This is a genomic window from Flavobacterium gelatinilyticum (assembly GCF_027111295.1).
GTDB lineage: Bacteria > Bacteroidota > Bacteroidia > Flavobacteriales > Flavobacteriaceae > Flavobacterium > Flavobacterium gelatinilyticum.
In genome coordinates, this window is record NZ_CP114287.1 from 466444 (window position 1) to 488395 (window position 21952).

16 protein-coding genes are annotated in these 21952 nt (G+C 34.0%); 2 read left to right on the top strand and 14 right to left on the bottom strand.

All coding sequences use genetic code 11. The features are described 5' to 3' along the window. Positions 1-9: 9 nt before the first annotated feature. Positions 10-1392, bottom strand: coding sequence for a sensor histidine kinase (locus tag OZP11_RS02035; protein ID WP_281233580.1), 1383 nt, complete (start codon positions 1390-1392; stop codon positions 10-12). After that, positions 1393-2061 (bottom strand): response regulator transcription factor, encoded by a 669-nt coding sequence (locus tag OZP11_RS02040; protein WP_281233581.1) that lies wholly within the window; start codon positions 2059-2061, stop codon positions 1393-1395. 193 nt (positions 2062-2254) lie between these two features. Between OZP11_RS02040 and OZP11_RS02045 the strand changes: the two genes are divergently transcribed. Further along, positions 2255-4396, top strand: a complete 2142-nt coding sequence (locus OZP11_RS02045) for an LTA synthase family protein (protein WP_281233582.1) — start codon at positions 2255-2257, stop codon at positions 4394-4396. A gap of 239 nt (positions 4397-4635) precedes the next feature. Here OZP11_RS02045 and OZP11_RS02050 read toward each other — a convergent pair whose 3' ends face one another. After that, positions 4636-5634: a zinc dependent phospholipase C family protein gene (locus tag OZP11_RS02050; RefSeq protein WP_281233583.1), complete on the bottom strand. Its 999-nt coding sequence runs from the start codon at positions 5632-5634 to the stop codon at positions 4636-4638. Between the two features lie 172 nt (positions 5635-5806). On the opposite strand from OZP11_RS02050, the gene OZP11_RS02055 reads away from it, so the two are divergent. Beyond that, complete coding sequence (locus OZP11_RS02055) at positions 5807-6757, top strand: hypothetical protein (protein ID WP_281233584.1); 951 nt, start codon at positions 5807-5809, stop codon at positions 6755-6757. Between the two features lie 6 nt (positions 6758-6763). On the opposite strand, the gene OZP11_RS02060 is transcribed toward OZP11_RS02055, so the two are convergent. The 11 genes from OZP11_RS02060 to OZP11_RS02110 form a co-directional block, all read right to left on the bottom strand. Beyond that, on the bottom strand, positions 6764-7726 hold the full coding sequence (locus tag OZP11_RS02060; protein ID WP_281233585.1) for a YeiH family protein: 963 nt from the start codon (positions 7724-7726) through the stop codon (positions 6764-6766). 74 nt (positions 7727-7800) lie between these two features. Continuing rightward, positions 7801-8697, bottom strand: a complete 897-nt coding sequence (locus OZP11_RS02065; protein ID WP_281233586.1) for a LysR family transcriptional regulator — start codon at positions 8695-8697, stop codon at positions 7801-7803. A gap of 89 nt (positions 8698-8786) precedes the next feature. Beyond that, positions 8787-10814, bottom strand: a complete 2028-nt coding sequence (locus OZP11_RS02070) for a hypothetical protein (RefSeq protein WP_281233587.1) — start codon at positions 10812-10814, stop codon at positions 8787-8789. 126 nt (positions 10815-10940) lie between these two features. Beyond that, positions 10941-11687 carry a 3-oxoacyl-[acyl-carrier-protein] reductase gene (fabG, locus tag OZP11_RS02075; RefSeq protein ID WP_281233588.1) on the bottom strand — a complete coding sequence of 249 codons (747 nt, stop codon included), beginning with the start codon at positions 11685-11687 and terminating at the stop codon, positions 10941-10943. Between the two features lie 176 nt (positions 11688-11863). Further along, positions 11864-12085 (bottom strand): hypothetical protein, encoded by a 222-nt coding sequence (locus tag OZP11_RS02080; protein ID WP_281233589.1) that lies wholly within the window; start codon positions 12083-12085, stop codon positions 11864-11866. Positions 12086-12225: 140 nt separating this feature from the next. Beyond that, positions 12226-13566 carry a DUF4302 domain-containing protein gene (locus OZP11_RS02085; RefSeq protein ID WP_281233590.1) on the bottom strand — a complete coding sequence of 447 codons (1341 nt, stop codon included), beginning with the start codon at positions 13564-13566 and terminating at the stop codon, positions 12226-12228. Positions 13567-13596: 30 nt separating this feature from the next. After that, on the bottom strand, positions 13597-14469 hold the full coding sequence (locus OZP11_RS02090) for a zinc-binding metallopeptidase (RefSeq protein WP_281233591.1): 873 nt from the start codon (positions 14467-14469) through the stop codon (positions 13597-13599). A 19-nt stretch (positions 14470-14488) separates the two neighbouring features. After that, positions 14489-15973: a RagB/SusD family nutrient uptake outer membrane protein gene (locus OZP11_RS02095; protein ID WP_281233592.1), complete on the bottom strand. Its 1485-nt coding sequence runs from the start codon at positions 15971-15973 to the stop codon at positions 14489-14491. Between the two features lie 11 nt (positions 15974-15984). Continuing rightward, positions 15985-19701 (bottom strand): SusC/RagA family TonB-linked outer membrane protein, encoded by a 3717-nt coding sequence (locus OZP11_RS02100; RefSeq protein WP_281233593.1) that lies wholly within the window; start codon positions 19699-19701, stop codon positions 15985-15987. A gap of 307 nt (positions 19702-20008) precedes the next feature. Further along, on the bottom strand, positions 20009-21118 hold the full coding sequence (locus tag OZP11_RS02105) for a FecR family protein (protein ID WP_281233594.1): 1110 nt from the start codon (positions 21116-21118) through the stop codon (positions 20009-20011). An 89-nt stretch (positions 21119-21207) separates the two neighbouring features. Beyond that, on the bottom strand, positions 21208-21819 hold the full coding sequence (locus OZP11_RS02110) for an RNA polymerase sigma factor (protein ID WP_281233595.1): 612 nt from the start codon (positions 21817-21819) through the stop codon (positions 21208-21210). Between the last annotated feature and the right edge of the window lie 133 nt (positions 21820-21952).

Sequence of the window (21952 nt, forward strand, 5' to 3'; positions counted from 1 at the left end):
ACAGATGATTTACTCATCAAAAACCAGTGAAACTTTGGTTCCAACGCCAATTTCGCTTTCTATTTTAAAATCGATCTGCAATAAATCAGTCATTCTTTTTACAATGAATAAACCAAGTCCATTTCCTTTAATATCAGAATGATCTAAAGCGTTAGACCTGAAAAACGGATTTAGAATCGACGTCAAATCTTCTTTTTCAATTCCAATTCCCTTATCGGTTATGGTACAGGAAATTTTCTGATTTTCCCTTTTCAGACTGATTAAGACTTCGCTATTGTCATTAGAATATTTAATGGCATTTGATATGATATTTCTAAGAATTGTAACTACAAGGTAATTATCTGAAAAAATGGTAAATTCCTCTTTGGCATCAAAAATAAGATTCATTTTTTTGTCGTTTATCCTTTCTGAGTTCAGAGTCAAAACGTCTAAAATTGTCGCATTGAGATAAATGGATTCTTTATTGATATTCTGTTTTTGATTTTCGAAACGAGCCATTAAAAGCAGCTGATCAACCAATGAATTTAAATGATCGACTTCGCTAATGCAATAGTTTATTTTTTCTTCGTACTCCTTATTATCTCTGGGTTTACGAATCAGTACTTCAAGTGTTCCTTTAATAACGGTTAGAGGCGTCCTTAATTCGTGAGAAGCATCTGATGTAAATTGTTTTTCACGTTCAATCGCATCCTCAATTCTATTTAATAAATTATTGATTGTAGTCGAAAGGACAAACAATTCATCACGTGTTTTTGGAAGTGGAATTCTGGTTTTAAGGTTGTCCTTGGTAATGATTTTAGAGGTATTTATAATCTCATTTATCGGGCTTATACTTCTTCCGGCCAGAAAACGGGCAATAAAAAACAGCAGTAAAAGAATTATTGGAAAGGTAATTAATAAGGTGTCAAGCAGGTTTTCTAAAACCTTTGTTGAATCTGACAATGACATGGCGATAATCAAATATCCTATTTTTTCTGATTTTACATGAAGCGGCACCTGAATCTGCCGGATTTTATTGTTTAATAATTTGGTATCAAACAATTCAAAACCCGATTTACTTTCATCAAATACCAGTTTTTCATTCTTTAAATTGGGTGATTTTTCGATCAGTTTTTTGTTCAAATCTAAAAACTGGACAAAAACCGGATTTACATCTACTGAATTATGTTCTCTTTCTTCCCATTCTTCAGCATCCATTAAAATAACGGCTTTTTTTTCAATTTTTATTTCACTGAGATGATCGCGGACTTCTATTAGTAAGTTTTCATCAATATGATTGTAAACAGTAAGTCTGACAATAAAATAAATAGCCGAAAAGACTGCCAATACCAGCAGTCCTGTGGTAATAATGTAATTTAATGCGATTCTGTTTTTAAAGGAAAGCTGTATCATTTAGAAATCGTCATTAGCAATGTATCCAATACCACGGACGGTTTTTATGTAATCTTCTTCAATTTTGAGGTTGAGTTTTTTTCGAATGGCGTTTATAAAAACGTCAATTACACCTGTGTCATATTCAAAATAAATCTCCCAAACATCTTTTAAAATCTGGTTTCGGGTGCATACTTTTCCTTTGTGCTGCACTAAATACGTTAAAAGCTCGAATTCTCTCTGGGTGAGCGACACTTCTTCTCGGTTTTTTAGAATTATATGTTTGGACAAATCAATGGTTATAGTTCCTAAAGTCAGGGTTTCTGTTCGTTTTTTAGTTCTAAAATGTACTTTTATACGTTCAACCAGTTCTTCAAAACTAAACGGTTTTTTGATATAATCATTCGCCCCTGCTTTTAAGCCTTCTATTGTTTCCTGAACTGTGTCTTTGGCAGTTAAAAAGATTATAGGAGTTGTTTCGTCCTTTATTCGTATGGCTTTGCATAAATCGAGTCCGTTGATTTTCGGCAGCATCCAGTCTAATAAAATCAGGTCAAATTTCTGGTTCTGAACCAATTCAAAACCTTTAGAGCCGTCATTTGCAGTGGTTATTTCATACCCTTCTTCCTGCAGACCCTGTTTTAAAAACTGAACAATTCCTAATTCGTCTTCTACTATTAAAATATGCATTTTTTTGTATTTAATTAAGATCTCCTAACCGATTTGAAAGATCAAAGATAGAAATTAAAAAAATGAGAGTTCAACTTTAACTGCACAGAAAATCATCACCTTAAGCAAATATTAAGTTTGCATTAAGCGAAGTTAAAGTACGGCTTAATCTCAACTTAATCTTTCAAAATTAATTTTGTCAAAATTTTTTCTGATGAATTTACTCAAAAAACTTTCACCGCTTTACAATCTTGCAATTTTCTATTTTGTAATCAGTTTCATTTTACGAATTGTTTTATTCTTTCACCCTATAACACAAACTTCTTTTTCGATTACAGAAAGCCTGAAAATCTTTAGTTTAGGATTAATCTCGGATTTCTTTGTGTTTGTCATTGCGAGTGGTTTTATGTGGCTGTATTTAATTTTTATCTCAAATTCTAAATACAACAAACCTTCGGGGTATATTGTTCTGGCTTTATTATGCGCGTTATTTCTTTATGTGGCTTCAGGAAAAAGTATTCTTGACGAGTATGGAGGTGCTTTGCCGAGAATTGCTTTATTATTTATTGGTATTAAAACTGTTCTGTTCGGAGCTTTCCTTTTCCTGCCAAAATTAAGGGACAAAATCAGGTTCTGGCTTTTTGCTTTTGTTGTTTTCTTATATGTTTTATTGATTCTGCAAAATGGTTTAAGCGAATATTTCTTTTGGAATGAATTTGGTGTAAAATACAATTTCATTGCTGTTAACTATCTTATTTATACTAATGAAGTAATAGGAAACATCATGCAGTCTTATCCTGTTGTTCCTATTTCTTCGGCTTTGTTCATTATAACAGCAGCGATTACTTATTTCATTGTAAAGAGGTCTAAAAATTATCTGACTGAAATTCCGGATTTTTCTGAAAAGTTAAAAATCAGTATTTTATACATCGGATTGTTTTTAGTATCGCTGATTGTAATTCCTGATTTGGCTAAAACTGAAAATTCTAAAAATGTATTTGTAAATGAATTACAGTCTAACGGATTGTATAAATTTTACCTGGCTTTTCAAAACAGCAAATTAGATTATTTCAAATTTTACAAAACGATTCCGGAACAAAAAGCATTTGCTATTTTAAAACAGCAGATACCGGCTATTTCAGGAAAAAATAATTTGCAGCAAATCAAAAATGACGCTGCTGAAACTCGTAAAAATGTAGTTCTTATAACTATCGAAAGTCTTAGTGCCGATTTTATGAAGATGTATGGCAACACGCAGAATATTACCCCCTTTTTAGACAGCCTGGCACAAAAAAGTCTTGTTTTTACGAATATTTATGCTGCCGGAAACCGTACGGTGCGAGGGCTTGAAGCTGTAACATTATGTCTGCCTCCAACTGCCGGCGAAAGTGTTGTAAAAAGAGAGGATAACAAGAATAAGTTTTCGACCGGAGCGGTTTTTAAACAAAAGGGATATACTGTAAAATTCCTTTATGGCGGTGATGCCTTTTTTGATAATATGCAGGATTTCTATTCCGGAAACGGTTATCAGATTTTAGATAAATCGAGTTTTAAACCTGAAGAAATTACGTTTTCAAATGTTTGGGGTGTTTGTGATGAAGATATGTATACGAAAGCGATCAGCGTTATGAACGCCGAAGCAAAAGAAAACAAACCTTTCTTTAATCATATCATGACGGTAAGCAATCACAGACCGTTTACTTATCCGGAAAATAAAATCGATATTCCGGGTAACATTAAATCTCGCGACGGCGGCGTAAAATATACCGATTATGCTTTGAGAAGATTTTTTGAAATGGCCGAAAAACAGCCCTGGTTCAAAAATACAGTTTTTGTAATCGTTGCCGATCATTGCGCCTCAAGTGCAGGAAAAACAGAACTTCCGCTGGATAAATACCGAATCCCGGCTTTAATTTACAGTCCGGAAATGAAACCTGAAAAATACACGAAATTAATGTCGCAGATTGATGTTATGCCAACGCTTTTCGGCCTGCTTCATTTTGATTACGAAAGTAAATTTTTCGGACATGATGTTTTTAAAGCAGATTATAGTCCGCGTGCTTTTATCGCTACTTATCAGGATTTGGGTTTAATAAAAGATAATGTTTTGACGGTTTTATCTCCAAAACAAAAAATCAGACAATTTCAGTTGAAACAGAATCTTAAAGATAATATTTCGCCTGATTGTCAGATATATTATGATCAGATTCCTTTACAATCTGAAAAAACAGATTTGGTAAATCAAACTATTTCGTATTATCAATCGGCATCATATTTATTAAAGGAGAAAGAATATCAATTTAAGGATTTCGATGTAATCGCAAAGAATTCAAAGTTATATGCGAAGGTTCGTTAAAAGTAAGTTATAGGATAATCGTACATTCTTTGCAATTATCTAATTCGTTCCTACGGAATTATATCATTTTTAATTAACTAGTACAATTTTCATAATTGTATTAATTTCATAAATTCAAAAGCCTCAAATTCAATAAGAATTTGAGGCTTTTGCTTATGTTCAATTTTCAAATAAAACAGAAAACGCTGATTTACTTAAAAACCCTGCAGGACTATAAACTGAGACTGCGGCTGATTTTTTTAGTCATTCTGATTCTTCATTCCGAATAAATCACCGCTTTGGAACAATTTTAAATCATCTCTTAAAGCCTGATTGTTTCTTTGCGTAACTGCCGGCGAATCTAAACTGCTTAAATCTGGTTTTCCGGCGTTTACCCATGCCGTATACCAAAAGCTTGCTGTTGCTGTAATCGCTTTTTTCATTTGGTTTTCGACCATTCCGTTTAATTCTTTATGCAGTTTTTCAGCATATTTCTCAGAGAAAACAGCTGTATTGTATTTGGTTTTCATCACTTTTCCGTCAGCGTCCATATTGAATACCTGATTTTCCGGTGTCGAAGTTCGCAGCTTTTTTTCAATATCTAATAATGGCTGTGCTAAACTATGCGTATCATTTATCATATCCCAAACAGCTTTGTGAACATCCTGATAATATTGTGCTTCCGGAACATTTAATTTATAGTTTTTTGCGAATAATTCAGGCAGTCTGCTTTCCCATAGTGAGTGAATCCCTTTTTGATCGCTTAATTGTCCGTCGTGATTTGCAGAAGTATGCAATGGCATATGTGCATCGCCAATATAATGACCTAAATCTGCGGCAAGAAATAAGATTTCCGCTCTGTTTTTTTCTTTGAAAGCTTTGGTTAATTTTACCATCATATCTTCGATATACCAAGGCAGAATACCATTATCACTTAAAAATTTAGCGTCGTATTTTTGTTTTGCTTCTTCTAATGTTTTCGGATAAGTGTCAGCAGGACCAAAATTTTCCATATCAAAATAATGTCTTGGACCTTCTTCTTTATAATTTAGAGCATATTTACGAATATCAGGAACTGAAGCTTCTTGTGTAATAAAATCGATATGATTATAAAAGAAAACTCTAAGCTGGTTGGGCAAAGCCATAACAGCAGCTTTATTAATACGTTCATGGCCTACAATTCCCCATGATAAGGTAAAGAAGCCAATAATTAAAACACAAAGGGTGATTAATTTTGGTCTCATTTGGAAATTTTTCATTTGTTTTTTTATTAGAGGGAGCAAATTTAACTTTAATTAAAGAATACGCAAAGAATACTATTTAAGATTCTGCTTTTTTAACTTTTTAAAGTTTTTCCATCATATAAGTGACAGAAGCTCACTTTAACAATCATTTTCTTTGTATGTTTGTTTTTATTACTAAACCCACTTTATGCGCCGTATTATTTTTTGTTTCGTCCTGTTAATTACCACTTTTTGTTTCGCACAAGAAACTGATATACAGCTTAAAAATATAAGTGATACTATTTTAAATACCAAAAGAGTCCTTAAAGTTTCTGATCCTTTGGATGGTGTAAAAACAATGCACAAATTGTTTCCCGGAAAATTAAACCATCTTGCCGAAAAAAACACTTTCATAAGCTGGAAATGCAAAAATTGTAAACCCGCACCCTTTACAGATGTAAATGGTGTCGAGGGCGATCAGTTATTTCCTTATGAAAACGGAGTTGCTACAAGGCTTTTGACTGCTATTGATTATGCTGATTCCAAAGGAAATCAATTTAAAATACTGGCTTTCAATCATTCTGTTCATGACGAAGACGGTTTACAAACCGGACGTTTTTTCGGCGGTTTATTAGGATTAGCCAAGTTTGTAAAAAACGGAACTGTCTGGGAAATGCGATCGTTTCAGCCTGCTGTTGCTGCTTTTGGTGCTTTTGCTCAGTCTCCAAAACCTAAACTTTTACAAATTGGAGAAGATCAGTTTGCTTTTACATTACTGCATGTAAACGGTGGTGCCGGCGGACCTTTTGAAGGATGGCTGTATCTTGTTGCCGGTTTCGACGGTAGATATCAGCCTATTCTCGAAGTTAATAATTACCAGCTTACCAATATTGAAAGTGTAAAATGGTCCGGTTCGTATACGGTTGTTGATGACGGTACGAAAAAGCATTTTAGAGATATCATCATTAAAACAAAAGGTACTTTTAACAAAGCTGCAAAAGTTGAAGATGAATTTGAAGCAGAACTTCCCGAAGAAATTGCGGCGATGGGAAAAACTAAAAAGTCATTTGATTTTGAAATTGAAAGACGTTTCGCATTTAAAGGAAAATTCTATAAAATGATTGATAAGCCAATCGTAAAATTTTCGAACGTAAAATAATGTTTTCTAGAAATAAAGGATTGAAAACAACGCCAGAACGGCAATAAATATCCAAAGTAAAACACCTTGCAGCAAAGGCTTCACTCCTACTGATTTTAAAGTGCTTATATTTAATGTTGCACCAATTAAAAAAAGTGTTACTGTTAATCCAATCTTAGCAAAATTCACCACGTAAGGTGCAAAAACTGAAACTTTTGGAACATATGAATTTAAAAGCATAGCCAAAATAAACAGTCCTATAAAGTATGGAATTTTGATTTTGCTGTTTTTATTTTTGAAAATTACTGCGGTTAAAAGTGAAATAGGAATTATCCACAAAGCTCTTGCTAATTTTACTGTTGTCGCAATCTGTAAGGCTTCTGTTCCGTATTTGTTTGCAGCCCCCACAACCGAACTTGTATCGTGAATAGCAATGGCACACCATAATCCAAAATCTTTTTGTGATAAATCAAGCTGATGTCCGATAAACGGAAAAACAAACAAAGCAATTGAGTTTAGTATAAAAATAACTCCCAAGGCAATTGAAGTCTGGTTTTCGTTTGATTTAATTACAGGTGAAATTGCAGCGATTGCACTACCACCGCAAATTGCTGTTCCGCAGGAAATTAGATGTGATGTTTTTTTCTCGGTTTTGAACCATTTTCCTAAAAGAAATCCAAAAAGTAAAGTGCTGAAAATGGAAGCGATAGTTAATAGAAAACCTTCTTTTCCTGCTGAAAGTGCACTTGAAGCGTTCATTCCGAATCCTAAGCCTACAACTGAAAACTGTAACAAAAATGTAATGGTCTTATGATTGAATTCGACAAATGGATTTCCGAATACGTTTACAAGCACAACTCCTGCTAACAAAGCAATTGGCGGGGAAATTATTGAGAACAAACAAAGGAAAATTACTGCAATAAAAATAGCCTGCTGCAAATAATGGTTAATTTCAAATAATTGTGACGCTGTATGTTCTTTTGTTTTCAAAATAGGATAACTTATAATTACCCTGCAAAGTTCTGGTGTTTATACCACAATTGCCAATCGCAAATTGCAATTGGCTATAACTTCACGTTATAATGAGCCGAAATATTTTGAATAAACAACTCTGATAATGGGTCTGATTTTCCTTGTAAAGTAATAATGTAAAAGTATCTCTCAATTTCCAGATTTTCTACATCCAAGACAATCAATTCTTTGTTTTTTAACTCTTTACTCACAGCATGAATAGACATAAATGCTAAGCAGTCTGAATTTAATAAATACGATTTTATGCTTTCTGTACTTCCTAACTGCATTTCGATCTGTAAGTCTGAAAGTTTTAAGTTCAGGTTTTTCAAAGCAAATTCTATAACCTCAAGTGTTCCTGAGCCGCGTTCACGGGTAATGAATTTCATTGATTTTAAATCGTTTACCGAAATTTCATTTTGTTTTGCAAATGGATTGTTGCTGCTGCAAACCAAGACCAGTTCGTCATTTAAAAACGGGATGTATTTTATGGATTGATTTTTTGATTGTCCTTCGACAATTCCAATTTCGATTTCTTTATTAATAAGGGCATTTTCAATCTGCTCTGTATTTCCATTCAGCAGATTGACTTTTATATCTTTCTGTTTCTGATGAAAACGAGCCAAAACTGGCGAAATAATATACTGCGAAATGGTTGTACTTGCCCCTAATCTTAGCAAACCCTGACGTTCATTGATAAAAGAACTCATTTCAAAATCTATTTCACGATAAATTTCAAAAATATCTTTTGTATGTTTTAATAGAATTTTTCCTGCTGGTGTTAATGCGATTTTAGAACCGTTTCGTTCAAAGAGCTTGGTTTTATAAGTTTCTTCAAGTTCCTGAATGTGTTTTGAAACGGCTGGCTGTGTAATATACAATTCGGTTGCGGCCTTAGTAAAATTAAGACGGAGCGCAACGGTGTAAAATACTTTTAGCCTGAAGTCCATTTTATGTTATGTTTTGTTTCAAGTTTCAGGTTTCAGGTTTCAGGTTTTCAAACCTTTGTAACTTTTTCTCTCTGAACCCTTGTTATAATCTAAAGCAATCCATTATATTTTCTAACAAACCATTCTGCAGTTAATAAAGCCGCAATCAAAATCAATAACCAAACCCAGTCAATTATTGGTGTTTTAGTCGAAACATTTTTCTCAATCGATTTGTATTCTTTATTTTCAAGAAGCGTGTTAATCAAATCTTCCGCCTGATTTTCAAAGAAAGCTTTTCCGTTGGTTTGCAATGCCAGTTGTTTTAACTTTAAAACATCTGGGTTTACGAATTGTTTTTCAATATCAAAGTCTAAAATTTCAAAATGACTTGAATAAGAAGTATTTGAATTTAATTCTTTTACTGTAAAGTTATATTTTCCAGCTGTTAATCCATCCAGATTTACAGAGAAAGAATTGTTTCCTTTTAATAAGTCGTAGTTTTTACTTTGTTTGGTTTCGGCATTTGTAACCGAAATGGTCAGCCTTGCTTTTTCATCAAACTCGTAATTTTTATTAAAATACTGGGCATTGATTATAATTTCGTCTCCAGAATTATAGAAGTTTTCGTGTGTAACAACCAGTGATTTCTTTGATGCTGATGTTGCCAAAAACTGAATTATTTTATCGATAAAAATATCATATTTTTCAAATGACTGATTGTCGATATGACTTTGCAGACGCCATTTCCAGCTGTTTTCTCCTAAAAGAAAAGCGGTTCGTTTACCTTGATTTTCGGCGAAAGCCAATAAAGGCGCATTTGTAGAAACATTTCTAATTTTTGATGAAAGTAAAACAGAAACATCTCCTTTTGCAGTAATGGTTCCGAATGCATTTTGTAACGGTGGGAAATTTTCAAATCCTATATTATCGATCGCAAATAAATTGAATTGTGACTGAAATTCAGCTAAATAATCTTCTCTCTGACCGCTCATTCTGAATTCTAAATTATTCTGCTGCTGGTTTAAGAAATTAAAATCGGTGTTGTTTCCGGTAATAATAAAAGTGTTTCTTCCTGCTGTTTTGTTATTGTCAAAAACCGGTCTGAAAGCTGTTGTTGGCTGATATAAAACTAAAACCGAAGCTTCTTGTAACTGACTAATATCGTTTGGCTTAACCAAAATCACTTTACGCTGCGCATTAACTTCAATTGATCGTTTTAATGCAGCAATATCAGGATGATTTATTAACGAAACGATTGCAATTGTCGACTTTTGATCGATTATTTCAACTGCAAAGTTTTTGATATTGTTATAACTGTTTTTTTCTTTTGCACTGGATGAAATGCTGGCTCTAAAAACCTGAAGACCAACCTTATCTGCCGGCAATAATAAATTTAAAGAGGCTGTTTTTTTAGACGGAGAAAAAGAAACTTTCTCTCTGGTTATAACTGAATTTCCCTGCGAAATAGTAAAATCGGCTGTTGCTGCCTTGTTTCCTGCATATTGCAGAAATACTTCGACCAGAAATTTATTCTTATGAAAAGCGTATTTATTTACGTTTAGCTGATTTATTTTTAAATCAAAAAAAGTGGTTGTATCTCCCACAACCAAAGGATATACTTTATTGGCAGGATCAAATCGATATACGTAATCGTTTCCTGTTGTCTGATTTCCATCGGTAATAATTACGGTTGGAAAAGTCAGGTTTTTATTGATGCTTTTGAGGTTTTTAGCAACTTGATCGAGATTGGTCTGATTTCCTTTAAAATCAAACTTATCCGAAGTTTTAAAATCGGCATCAAACTGATAGGTCTGAATTTCAAATTTCTCTTTTAATGCAGGATTTGAAACTAGTTTTTGATATAATTCTACTGCTTTTTTATCTGAATTTAATGCAGTTATGGAGCTTGAATTATCTACGGCAATTGCCAGGGGTGTTTTAGTGATTTCGAGCGAACTTTTGGAAACTATCGGATTTATCAATAAAACCAACAATCCGAAAATCGCCAGAAAACGTAAAAAAGCCAAAAACCAAATCAGATTTGATTTGTTTCTGGCTTTAAAAAAATATTGAAAGTACGACAAACCACCTGCTATTACTAATGAAAGTAATATTAATAAAATCGTGTTTGTAGTCATATTATTTAGTGTTCGGTAATCAGTTTTTAGTGATCAGAATTTAAAAATCGGATTATAACAAATGTGTTCTTTTATTATTTTCAGACTGGATTTACTGAATTCTTAAAAACTGAACACGGCAAACTATTAAGTAAGCATTCCTCCGCAAACGTTAAGAACTTGTCCTGTAATGTAAGAACTCATGTCTGAAGCTAAGAAAAGACAAGCGTTTGCTACATCTTCTGTAGTTCCGCCTCGTTTTAACGGAATACCTTCTCTCCATCCTTTTACTACATCTTCGGATAATTTTGCTGTCATTTCAGTTTCGATGAATCCCGGTGCAATGGCGTTGCAGCGAATATTACGAGACCCTAATTCAAGTGCAACAGATTTTGTAAAACCAATTGCTCCTGCTTTAGATGCTGCATAGTTTGTCTGACCTGCATTTCCAGAAACCCCAACAACTGAACTGATGTTGATGATAGATCCTGCACGTTGTTTTAGGAAAGTTTTCTGAATCGCTTTTGTCATATTGAAAACTGATTTCAGGTTAACATCGATTACCTGGTCAAAATCGGCTTCAGACATACGCATTAACAGGTTGTCTTTGGTAATTCCGGCGTTGTTGATTAAGATATCAACTGTTCCAAAATCAGCTAAAACAGCATCAACAAAAGTCTGTGCTTCGTTAAAATCAGCAGCATTTGACTGATATCCTTTTGCTTTAACTCCTAATGCATTTAATTCAGCTTCAAGAGCTTCTGCAGATGCAGCAGATGAGCTGTAGGTAAATGCCACGTTTGCTCCGTGTTTAGCAAAAACTTCTGCAATTCCTTTACCAATTCCACGGCTGGCGCCGGTAATGATTGCTACTTTTCCTTCTAGTAATTTCATATTAAGGTATTCGTTTTTATTTTTCGAATTACAAATATAGAGTATTTGGGCATTTAATAAAATTTGAATTGTAAAAAATGGCTTAGAATATGATTTCTGATGATAAATCTGAAATAGTAAAAAAAAATACCACTTCAGAAATGAAATGGTATTTGTAAATAAACTTATTTTTTAAATCAGCATTCTAAAATAGTTCCATCCGGCAATATTGTAGGCAGGCATGGCACCGGCTCATAAATATCCGCACACGGATAATTAGGATATTCTGCCGGATTTGCATTTATCGGCGCCCAGTTGCCATCTGAACAAACCGGATGCAGTTCTCTTCCCATAATATATTTTTGTTCTTCTTTGCTTAAAACTTCTATTCCTCTAAAATTTAAAATTGACTTCAACATAATAATTTAGGTAATTAAATTTGTCAGCTCAATCATTTTTACGTCTGTTGAGATTCAGACTTTACAGAAAATAAAGAGAAAAAACAGCCCGGTTAAGGGCTGTCCCCTTTCAAAATAAAAATTAAAACTAAAAACTAACCTTAAAGCTCCCAAGCCGACATTCTAAACGAACTTGACGAACTTGTAAATGTAAATACGGTATTGGTATATCCTATTTTAAAGTTTTCTCGTTTAAAATAAATACCGTTAGGATCTGTAAGGTGACTGTCGAAAGCAGCTAAGAATGGCGGTGCCGGAGCTGTTGTATTGCCGCTCCATGACTTATGTTTTAAAATAACCTTTTTACCTTCGGCATCTTCTACTACGTCAACAAAATGGAAAATTGCTCCTCTTCCAACAAATGTATAATAGATGAAATTTCCAAGTGAATGGTTCATATAAATCTGGATTGATGATATGGCCTGTCCTGCAGGAAGCAAATCATCTACCTTAGCCAATTCCTGCTTAAATAATACTGAATTTGTAGATGCGTCTTCTATATAATCTCCAGGATAATATCCAAATACAGCTAATGGTCTTCCCGGAAGCAGCATTTTATAATCGTCTGTTAATATTGGAGGTGTGTTTGTAAACTTAATAGTTGCTGTAACACCGCCTGTTCCTGTTGCCACGAAATTATTCGTTGCGGCATCATATACGAAATTCGTTAATTTTTGATCTTTAACTTTAACCGCCGGTTTTACTGATGCTCCTTCTGCTGTGTAAGCTACTGCAACATTAAAACTGTCGTTTGAATTTGGGATTAAAGAGGTTGCCGTACCAAAACGTGCGTTAGTATTAAAATTAAACTCATACTGTTTTACAGAAGTTCCATCATTTATTTCAATCAGTCTAAATAAAGGGCTTGTAGCTGTTCCTGTAATATGATTGTTCATCAGGGCACTTCCTGCCAAATCTGTCCAGTCTTCATCGGTTGCTTTTACAAATCGTACTTCATGACCATTTCTGTTGGTTCTAAAAATGATTTGTCCATTTTCCTGTCCATAATAGAAGAATTGAAAATCTCCTAAATATCCTTTACCTAATAAAGCTGCTGTTGGAAAGTTAGCTGCATCTGACAATAGATGTATTCTGTTTTGAGTTGTAAAAACCAAACTTACTGTACTTCCTAACTGAATTTCGTACTGGCTGGTTTGTTTGGTTGTTGTATCATCAAAATCTGAAGCCATTTCTACTTTTCCTTCAGGAAGAAATTTAAATACATGTGTAAAACCACCCAATTGTGTACTATCTGTATAATACACAGCCTTCCAGCCTTCTGCTGAAGAAAGAAGCAGATCATTTAATTCTTTTTTACGGGCATTTAATCTTTCAGTTGGTCCCTGATCAAATTTAGGATCAACTTCTGTACTCGTACATGCACCCATTATTACTGCTATAACAGCTATAACGAGGTACTTATATATGCTTTTAATTTTCATAATATTGATTTTTTACTTAATTAGTCATTATTATTTTTTCTTTTGAGTGCTGATTACAGCATCAGTATTTTTTTGTGCTTCATCTCTTAAAGCATAAAAATTGATATTAAAAGCTTCTTTATAATATCGAACAACAAGTGCTTCTTTCTTTTTAATATTTTCCACACCAAAAGGATCTTCAATACTTTCAAGCAAAGCCTGGTATTCTTCAGGTGAGCTTATCAAAATCATCGAAGCAGTTTCTGCAAAATCTTCGGTAACATTTAATCTGGCATAACTTGTTACAAAACCTAATTCTCTTGAATCAGCATCATCTTCTACGTACCAGCTTGATGTATATCCTGAAGGTGTCAGTTTTGACCAGGTTTTAATATCAAATGGTTTGGTCTGGTTCAGGATGTGTACATATTCATGCTGAATGGTGTGAATAAACTCGGTTACATCAGCCCTGTCTGTTTTGTCCAGATCATTTACCTGAAACAGGGAAACTCTCTGTCCGCCTTCTGCTAAACCTAAAGTTCTGGTACCGTTTGTATTTAGGTTCATACCTCCAACTAAAACAAATTCTCTTGGAGCAATTATTTTTACAAAATCAGTTCCGCCAACAGCTGTATAACTGTCGATCCAGATCTTTTTTACTACCTCCATTGCCGGCTGTACTTTATCGACAGCAGGCGGGAATAAATAACGGCTGTTATCTACGAGATTCTGATCCCATTCGTAGTATACTTTAATATTATAAGGATCCAGGAAACTGGTGTCGATCCATCTGTCAAGATCTGTTTTTATAGGAGTTGAATAATCTAACTGACTCTCGGTTGGCTGATCTTCCTGAGCGCATGCAGTAAAAAGTACTAATCCTGTAATTACTGCTATTCTTTTATATAGATTTACTATTTTCATACTAATTTAGATTTGTTTTTTACCTTGGATTTTGCTCTATTCCGTTATCTATTGCTCTCTGAGGTATCTGCAATACTCTTCGTTTATCATTTTTCTGCAGTATATTGTTATTCACAACCTGTCCAAACTGATATGTATTGTGTTCTACAACAAGATTAAAGCGTCTGATATCAAACCATCTTATTCCTTCATGAAGAAACTCTCTTCTTCTAGCTTCTGCAATTGCTTTTATATAAGAAGTCTGCAGAGGAGTTAGTGTATAGTACGGAGTAAACTCATTATCCACAACCGGATACATATCTACAATCATTTCTTCTGTTAATATATCTGCCGCTGGATTGTACCCGCTTGTTCTGGTTCCCAGAAAATATTGTAACTCGTCATTTGCTTCAGCAATCTGATTTTTCATTACAAGAGCTTCAATTCTGTTAAGGTAAAACTCATCATTGCTTAATAAAACGGTACCTGTATAAGCTTCTCCAATTCCGGCAGTTACGTTAGTATATTTAAAATATTCATAGAACTTAGGAACCAAAACCGTTATACCGCCTCTATACTGTCCTGAAGCTGTAATCAGCCAGCGTTTTCCCCAAATATTAGTAGCTGGTCCTAAAATCTGATCGGATCTGTTTCCTGCAAGAGTAAATCTGTTTGTATAACTTCTTCCCCAGATTGAGTTTGGATACGATACTAACAAATTGGTTTCTGTATCTACTTTAGAATATTCCAAAGGTCTGTCAGCAAAAGGAGTGGCATTAAAAGCAGCATAATTTCTCAGGTTATCCGGTTTAGAACCTAAACTTTGAGAAACTTCCAAAACTTTGTCCCAATCTCCTTTTACAAGATAAAAACGGCTTGCAAATGCTTTAGCGGCTTCTACTGTAAAATGATATCTTGGTTCTTTATATTCATTAGTAACATATTTTAAACCTTCTGTAAGATCCTGCTCGATAAAATCGAATACTTCTTTAACGGTATTTCTTTTATAAGGCTCTAATAAAACTTTTTCCGGTTTTGTAACATACGGAACACCAAGATCCTTAGAAGCAGTAGCCGGATTATAGGCATTGCCCCAGAATGAAACCAGCATAAAGTGCGAATACGCTCTTGCTATCAAAGCTTCTCCTTTCTGCGGATTCAAACTTGAAGGATTACCTAACTCGTCAATCGCTGCCAAAGCCTGATTAGCAGCTGCAATTGCTTTGTAAGATGCATTCCAGAATGAAGATTCTGTGTCAATATCAAGCTGGGTCTGCACCTCCCAGTTGTAACTTTGTCTGTTATCAATATCAGAACTGGTTAGCTCACTGTCAAACACATTATCTGACATTGTTTCTGCAATTGCCATATAAGTGTTTTCAGGATAAGCTGTAACTAATAGTTCTGAAATCTTTTCAGGTGTATCGATTTGAGTTCTGTTATCCGGAATCTCTGAAAGAAAATCATCGCAGCTGCAAAGACTTATTATCAATAATAATGAAAGTGCTGTTTTTATATTTTTCATGATTAATCTAATTAAAATGAAAGATTTATAGTAAATGTATACTGAGAAGTGATTGGGAAAGCAACCCCTCCTGTGTTACGGAACTCAGGATCTTGTCCGTTTAGTCTCTTATCTGAATAAATCAGCCAAGGATTCACAGCAGAACCTTTAAGAGTAAAAGTGCTTAATCCTAGTTTTTTCTTGTAATCACTAGGAAATTCCCAGCTAAGTGATACATTTTTCAAACGTACGAAGTCACCATCAGCAACTCTTACATCAGAGAAATTATAAGTATTGTAAGCAATCTGTAAATCTCTTTCTCCGTAATTTCTGTTTAGCAGTCTGTCTGCAATAACCGGAACATTGGTGTAATTTTCATCTCCCGGATTGATCCATCTGTTTGTATATTCTTTTGTAAAAACAGTTAAATCAGTATATTCATTACTGTAAACCGGATTCAAACGAACTTTATTTCCTCCTGATCCTACAACAAAAACATATAAAGACCAGTTTTTGTATGTAAAGGTATTTGCCAGACCCACTGATTTGTTAGGTTCGATTGATCCCTCATATTTCAGATAGCTTGTAACATCTTTTGTATCCTGAAAATCAGCTTTTGTAATATTGTTTTCTGCTCCGTCCTGTAAAAGGAAAGTTGGAAGACCTTCTCTGTTTAATCCTGTAAACTGATACGAATAAATAGAGTTTCTAGGATGTCCTACAGCATTTCCTCCGTTTGAATCGACTAAGTCAAATGCTGTTGGTCTGTTTTGCAGTTTTGTAATTTTCTGATCAAATACTGAGAAATTCAAAGTTGTAGACCATTTAAAACTGTCTGTTTTAATATTTTGAGTTGTTATACCAAATTCAATACCCTTCGTTTCCATATCGGCATTGTTTCCTTGTTTAATAGATTCTCCGCCGATTCCTGAAGTAATTACATAGTCAATTAAATCGAATGCTTTACGACGGTAAATATCTGTCGTTAAAGAGATTCTGTTATTAAACATTCCTAAATCTACTCCAATATTGGTTTCAAATTGTTTCTCCCAAGTTAAGTCCTGGTTTTGTAAATCTTCGATTCTGATAGCATTTTCTCTGTCATCAAGATTAAAACGGTCTGTTATAAAACTCTTATAAATTGCCAGTGAATTGGTCGCAGGACCAGCAGTAGCAGTAAGACCGTAAGAAGCTCTTAAAGCCAAAGTGTTGATTGTTTCATTGTTTTTCATGAAGCTTTCTTCGGCAACATTCCATTTTCCACTGAAAGTATAAGTTGGAAGCCATCTTGATGAATTGCTGTTTCCTTGTCTGTTAGAACCATCGTAACGACCTGTAACAGAAGCTGTATAACGACGATCGTATGTATATCCAACTTTCCCGAAGAAACCTACTGTACGCTCTCTTTCTTCTCCAAATTCATAATAAGAATCTCCTCCATTTACAATTTTTTCAATGATTTTAGGATCAATGAAAGAAGTAAATCCTTTGTCATACTGCAATCCTACAGCTGTAAAATTATCATTTGTTCTGTCCAGAGATCTAAGTTCTGTACCAAAGAAACCTTCTAATTCATGCTTTTCATTTAATGTATTTCTGTACGTAATACTATTTCTAACATTATAAGAAGTCATATCGTTGGTAAACTTTCTTAAGAATCCGCCGCTTGGTAAAACAGATACTTTTGGAGCCGTTAAATCATTTGGATCCTGATATAAAAATACGTTAGCTTCTTGAATTTGTGCATTTTCGTTATCTCCCACACCTGCATTATATGCGCCGACAACATTTGATCCTTCATAAATTTGGTGTTGTCTTGATGTATTAGCATAACGAGCTGATGCTGTTAAATTGTAGTTTAAGTTTTTATTGATTTTATAATCTAAATCCATTTGAAAACGAATGTCTTTTACATCAATTTCCAAAGTATTGTTTGCAAGCTCGTTGATGATATTCATTGGAGCCCAGTTGTTCTGGTAGTACTCCAGATTACCGTTTTCATCATACGGTCTTAAAGTTCTGCTTGTACTTAAAACATAGTTAAATGGGTTGATATCAAAATCTCTGGTTGTTTTTCCAAACACCACATCCTGTTTGCTTTCGTAAGATCCCGGAGCACCTTGTTTACGAATAGATCCTAAAGTAGATAACGTAATATTTAGTTTATCATTTACAAAGAAAGTCCCTTTAATGTTTGATGATAACTGCTGTACATTATCAGCTATTGTCCATCCCGGATCTGTATAATATCCTAAAGACGCATAAAATGTATTGTTTTTTCCACCGCCTGAGAAGCTTAATGAGTGATTTTGAGTAATTGATGGTCTGAATAAAACATTAAACCAGTCCGTATTGGCTAATTCGTATTTTCTTAGGAATTCGTTAATGTAAGGCTGATCGTTTTTAACTCCAAACTGACCTCCGGATGTGTTATAACGGTTTACTTCTTTTGCTAAAATATTATAAGCTCCTCCAAATCTTCCTGTATAAGAAGAACTTAAATCAAGATATCCTTTTTGTTTCATTTCCTGAAATACACTCATAGATTCCTGAGAGTTCAGAATATCATACTGTGTATAACTTGGAACTGTTCTTACGGTGTTTTCTACCGAATAGCTTATTTTTAAAGGTGAATCTCTGCGTCCTTGTTTTGTTGTCACGACCACTACTCCATTTAGCGATCTTGATCCATAAATTGACGTAGCCGATGCATCCTTAAGAACTTCGATACTTTGGATATCATTGGCATTTAAACCTGCTACAGAAGAACTTAACAAAGTTGCTGAGTTTCCTGAAGCTAAATCTGCAAATGTTACATTGATAATATCTTCCTGAACAACACCGTCAATTACCCATAATGGTTTTGTATCTCCAAAAATTGAAGAAGATCCACGCACAGTAATTTTAGGAGCGGTACCAAAAGTTCCTGTAACATTCTGTACGGTTACCCCTGCTGCTTTTCCTTCAATCATTCGGCTTACGTCAACAACACCTTCAACTTTTAATTCTGATCCGGAAATTTTACTGATCGCTCCGGTAAATGTTCTTTTAGAAGTTTTTTCGTAACCTGTCGTTACAATTACCTCTTTTAAATTTTGTCCAGCTTCGGTTAATACTACTGTCGGCGTAACATTCTCGATTCCTATTTCTTTTGTCTCCATACCTACGTAAGAAATAATAAGTCTGTCTGAGTTTGCCGGCATTTCGATCGTAAAATTACCATCGAAATCAGTTAATACAGCTATTTTTGTCCCTTTTGCCATTACAGTAGCTCCTGGAAGAGGGCTTCCGCTCTGATCTGTAATTTTACCTTTAATAATTGGACCTGCTGTTAAGGCTTCAAAAAGAGAATCATGAATATCTGCATTGGCAAAAGAATTAACATTAGCCGATTTTTGCAGAATAATCTGATTGCTCACTTCTGAAAAAGTGATATTAAAAGGCACCAAAATTCGGCTCAAAATACTTGAGAGCGTTTCCTGATTTGCTTCAATACTTACTTTGTTCGCCAATTGGGGAAGTCTGGAATTGTACGAAAATTTTACATGCGCAGACTTTTCAATTTTAGACAATGCATTATCAAGAGTCAAATTTTCAACTGTAATTGTAACTTTGGTATCTAATTTTTTTTGTCCATTTACATTATTTGCCACAGCAAAGCTTGAAAACACAAGTGCTAAGACAAACTGAAATAGTGTTATTTTCATGATTCTATGGAGTAATCGTTGTTTAACAACTGGTTTTTTCATAATTTTGATTTGTTTTGATTAATACTAATTCGAGTGTATTCTAAGAAACGTGAATTGCTCTTTACAGAGAGAAATTCAAACTTGTAAGTGTCGATAATGTTACAGCATTTCGGCACTTTTTTTATGCATTCTTTTCTACATAGGCATTTACTGGTTTTGGTTGGTTTAGTTTTTAGTTTTGTTATTTTGATAAATTAAAAAGGAAATAAATTACATTTCACAATAAAATTGAAGGACTTTACCTCAAAAATTTAATTATTAAAAACAAACAGTCCACGCAGTGTAATTACAGTTACACTACAAAAGACTAATTACAACCGTCTGAGGTTATAATAATCTGGCTGCCATTCATCTCAAAGCTCGTGTTATTGCCTATGCTTTTACAGACAATTTTCAGCTTTTCTGTTAAAGGCTGATCACTCAGTGAAGTGGTTAAATGACAATCTGATAATTTATTTTTTGGATAATCTATATTTACTAAATAAGCCTGTTCGATAGTTTCAAAAATCTGCGAAACCGGAATATCGTTGAATTCAAAACTCAATTGCTCGATATTTCCAACGCTCTGTGTTAAAACAACATCCTGAGTAATATTGGTTATTTTATCAAATTTTAAATTATTGCGATAAAATCGCAGCGCCTGATTGGGCAGCAGAATAATTTCTTCTTTATCTGACTTAGATACTAAATCATTCGACTTTACTTTTACTTTACCTGTGCGGACCAAAATCTCGACATTTGACTGATCTGAATATGCTTTTACCCTAAAACTGGTTCCAACTACTTTTGTAACAATTTCGTTAGCATATACAAAGAATGGCTTTTGCGGATTTTTACTGATTTCAAAAAAACCTTCTCCTGACAGATATACCTTTCTTTCATTACCGGTAAAGATTTTAGGATAGCTTAATTTACTATCCGGTTGTAACAGCACCGAACTTCCATCTGACAAAGTAATGCTCTGTGCTTTATCGGTATTATTAGTCTGCTCAACCAAACCTTCGTTATCGTCTTCGATCAGTTCGTTGTAAGTAACTTTGTTATCTGATTTTAAATAAGACGAATAAAACCATGAAGACAAAAAACAGATAAACAATGTCGCGGCAACACCGGTTAGAACTCGTTTTCTTAAAAATCTAACTTTTACAGTCTTTACTGCTCTTTGATTCTCTTTTTCGCGGATTTTAAGCCAGGTATTTTGCAACGCTCTGTGAATATCAGAACCAGAAAGCTGATTTCCCGGAATTTGCATTGCCAGCAAAATCAACCTTGCATCTTCTACTAATTTAGCACGGTGACGGCTTTCTAAAGTCCACTCTTCCCAGCCATCGTTATCAATCTTGTGCAAAACCCAGGACTGAAATGATTCATCTGATAAAAAATCTTCTAATTCGGTATAATTATTACGTTTTTGCATCTAATAATGAGGTTACAAAAACATAGAGGACAGTTTTCTTATTATATACTCACCAAATTAAGATTTTTTTTGTTTTTTTTTAACTTTATTTAAAGAGTGCTTGAAAATAGTAAAGTAACAAGTGGTAAAGCACCTTTCCATTCCTTACGAAGAGTAAGTAAACCACGATGCAATAAGTTACTCGCTGATTGATAATTAACATCCAGCATTTCTGCAATCTGTTCAACACTCAGTCCCTGATGATATCTCAGGTAAAGCGCCTCTTTTTGTCTGGGAGGCAGTTCATTAAGAAGTTTATTTAAATATTTCACCTTTTCTTTAGTAAACTCATCATCATCGATCAGTTCATTTTCTACCGAAAATTCCAAAAGAAAGGCAATATCATCTGTACTGGCTGTTTTTCTAAAAATATGATCTCTTTCATGCAATCGGGCAATTCTTTTGCGTACGCTCGACAAAAGATATGCTTTTACAACCACAGCACCCTGTAAAGAGTTCCGATATACCCAAATATCTGTAAATACATCCTGTACACAGTCCTGCACTTTTTCAGCAAACGGAGAAAGAGAATTTCCATAGTTTACCAAATCGTTGTAATACCTTTCGAATAATAAAGAAAAAGATTTTTCATCACCAATCTTTAAATTATTCCAAAGCGTAATATCATCAACAGTATTGACAGGCAGAATTCGGGTCTTCATATTTTCAGGGGTTTTTATCACAATGAAAAAGCCAATAATTAATGTAAAAAATACACTATTTTAACATTAACTTTTTATTTTGTTTGATAAATATAGAAAAGTGAAGAATTAAAAACAATTCATTTACAAAAAA

Bases quoted from the DNA above. Each gene is read 5' to 3' on its own strand.
- OZP11_RS02035 (WP_281233580.1), bottom strand. From the start codon at position 1,392: ATGATACAGCTTTCCTTTAAAAACAGAATCGCATTAAATTACATTATT.
- OZP11_RS02040 (WP_281233581.1), bottom strand. From the start codon at position 2,061: ATGCATATTTTAATAGTAGAAGACGAATTAGGAATTGTTCAGTTTTTA.
- OZP11_RS02045 (WP_281233582.1), top strand. From the start codon at position 2,255: ATGAATTTACTCAAAAAACTTTCACCGCTTTACAATCTTGCAATTTTC.
- OZP11_RS02050 (WP_281233583.1), bottom strand. From the start codon at position 5,634: ATGAAAAATTTCCAAATGAGACCAAAATTAATCACCCTTTGTGTTTTA.
- OZP11_RS02055 (WP_281233584.1), top strand. From the start codon at position 5,807: ATGCGCCGTATTATTTTTTGTTTCGTCCTGTTAATTACCACTTTTTGT.
- OZP11_RS02065 (WP_281233586.1), bottom strand. From the start codon at position 8,697: ATGGACTTCAGGCTAAAAGTATTTTACACCGTTGCGCTCCGTCTTAAT.
- OZP11_RS02070 (WP_281233587.1), bottom strand. From the start codon at position 10,814: ATGACTACAAACACGATTTTATTAATATTACTTTCATTAGTAATAGCA.
- fabG (WP_281233588.1), bottom strand. From the start codon at position 11,687: ATGAAATTACTAGAAGGAAAAGTAGCAATCATTACCGGCGCCAGCCGT.
- OZP11_RS02080 (WP_281233589.1), bottom strand. From the start codon at position 12,085: ATGTTGAAGTCAATTTTAAATTTTAGAGGAATAGAAGTTTTAAGCAAA.
- OZP11_RS02085 (WP_281233590.1), bottom strand. From the start codon at position 13,566: ATGAAAATTAAAAGCATATATAAGTACCTCGTTATAGCTGTTATAGCA.
- OZP11_RS02090 (WP_281233591.1), bottom strand. From the start codon at position 14,469: ATGAAAATAGTAAATCTATATAAAAGAATAGCAGTAATTACAGGATTA.
- OZP11_RS02095 (WP_281233592.1), bottom strand. From the start codon at position 15,973: ATGAAAAATATAAAAACAGCACTTTCATTATTATTGATAATAAGTCTT.
- OZP11_RS02100 (WP_281233593.1), bottom strand. From the start codon at position 19,701: ATGAAAAAACCAGTTGTTAAACAACGATTACTCCATAGAATCATGAAA.
- OZP11_RS02105 (WP_281233594.1), bottom strand. From the start codon at position 21,118: ATGCAAAAACGTAATAATTATACCGAATTAGAAGATTTTTTATCAGAT.
- OZP11_RS02110 (WP_281233595.1), bottom strand. From the start codon at position 21,819: ATGAAGACCCGAATTCTGCCTGTCAATACTGTTGATGATATTACGCTT.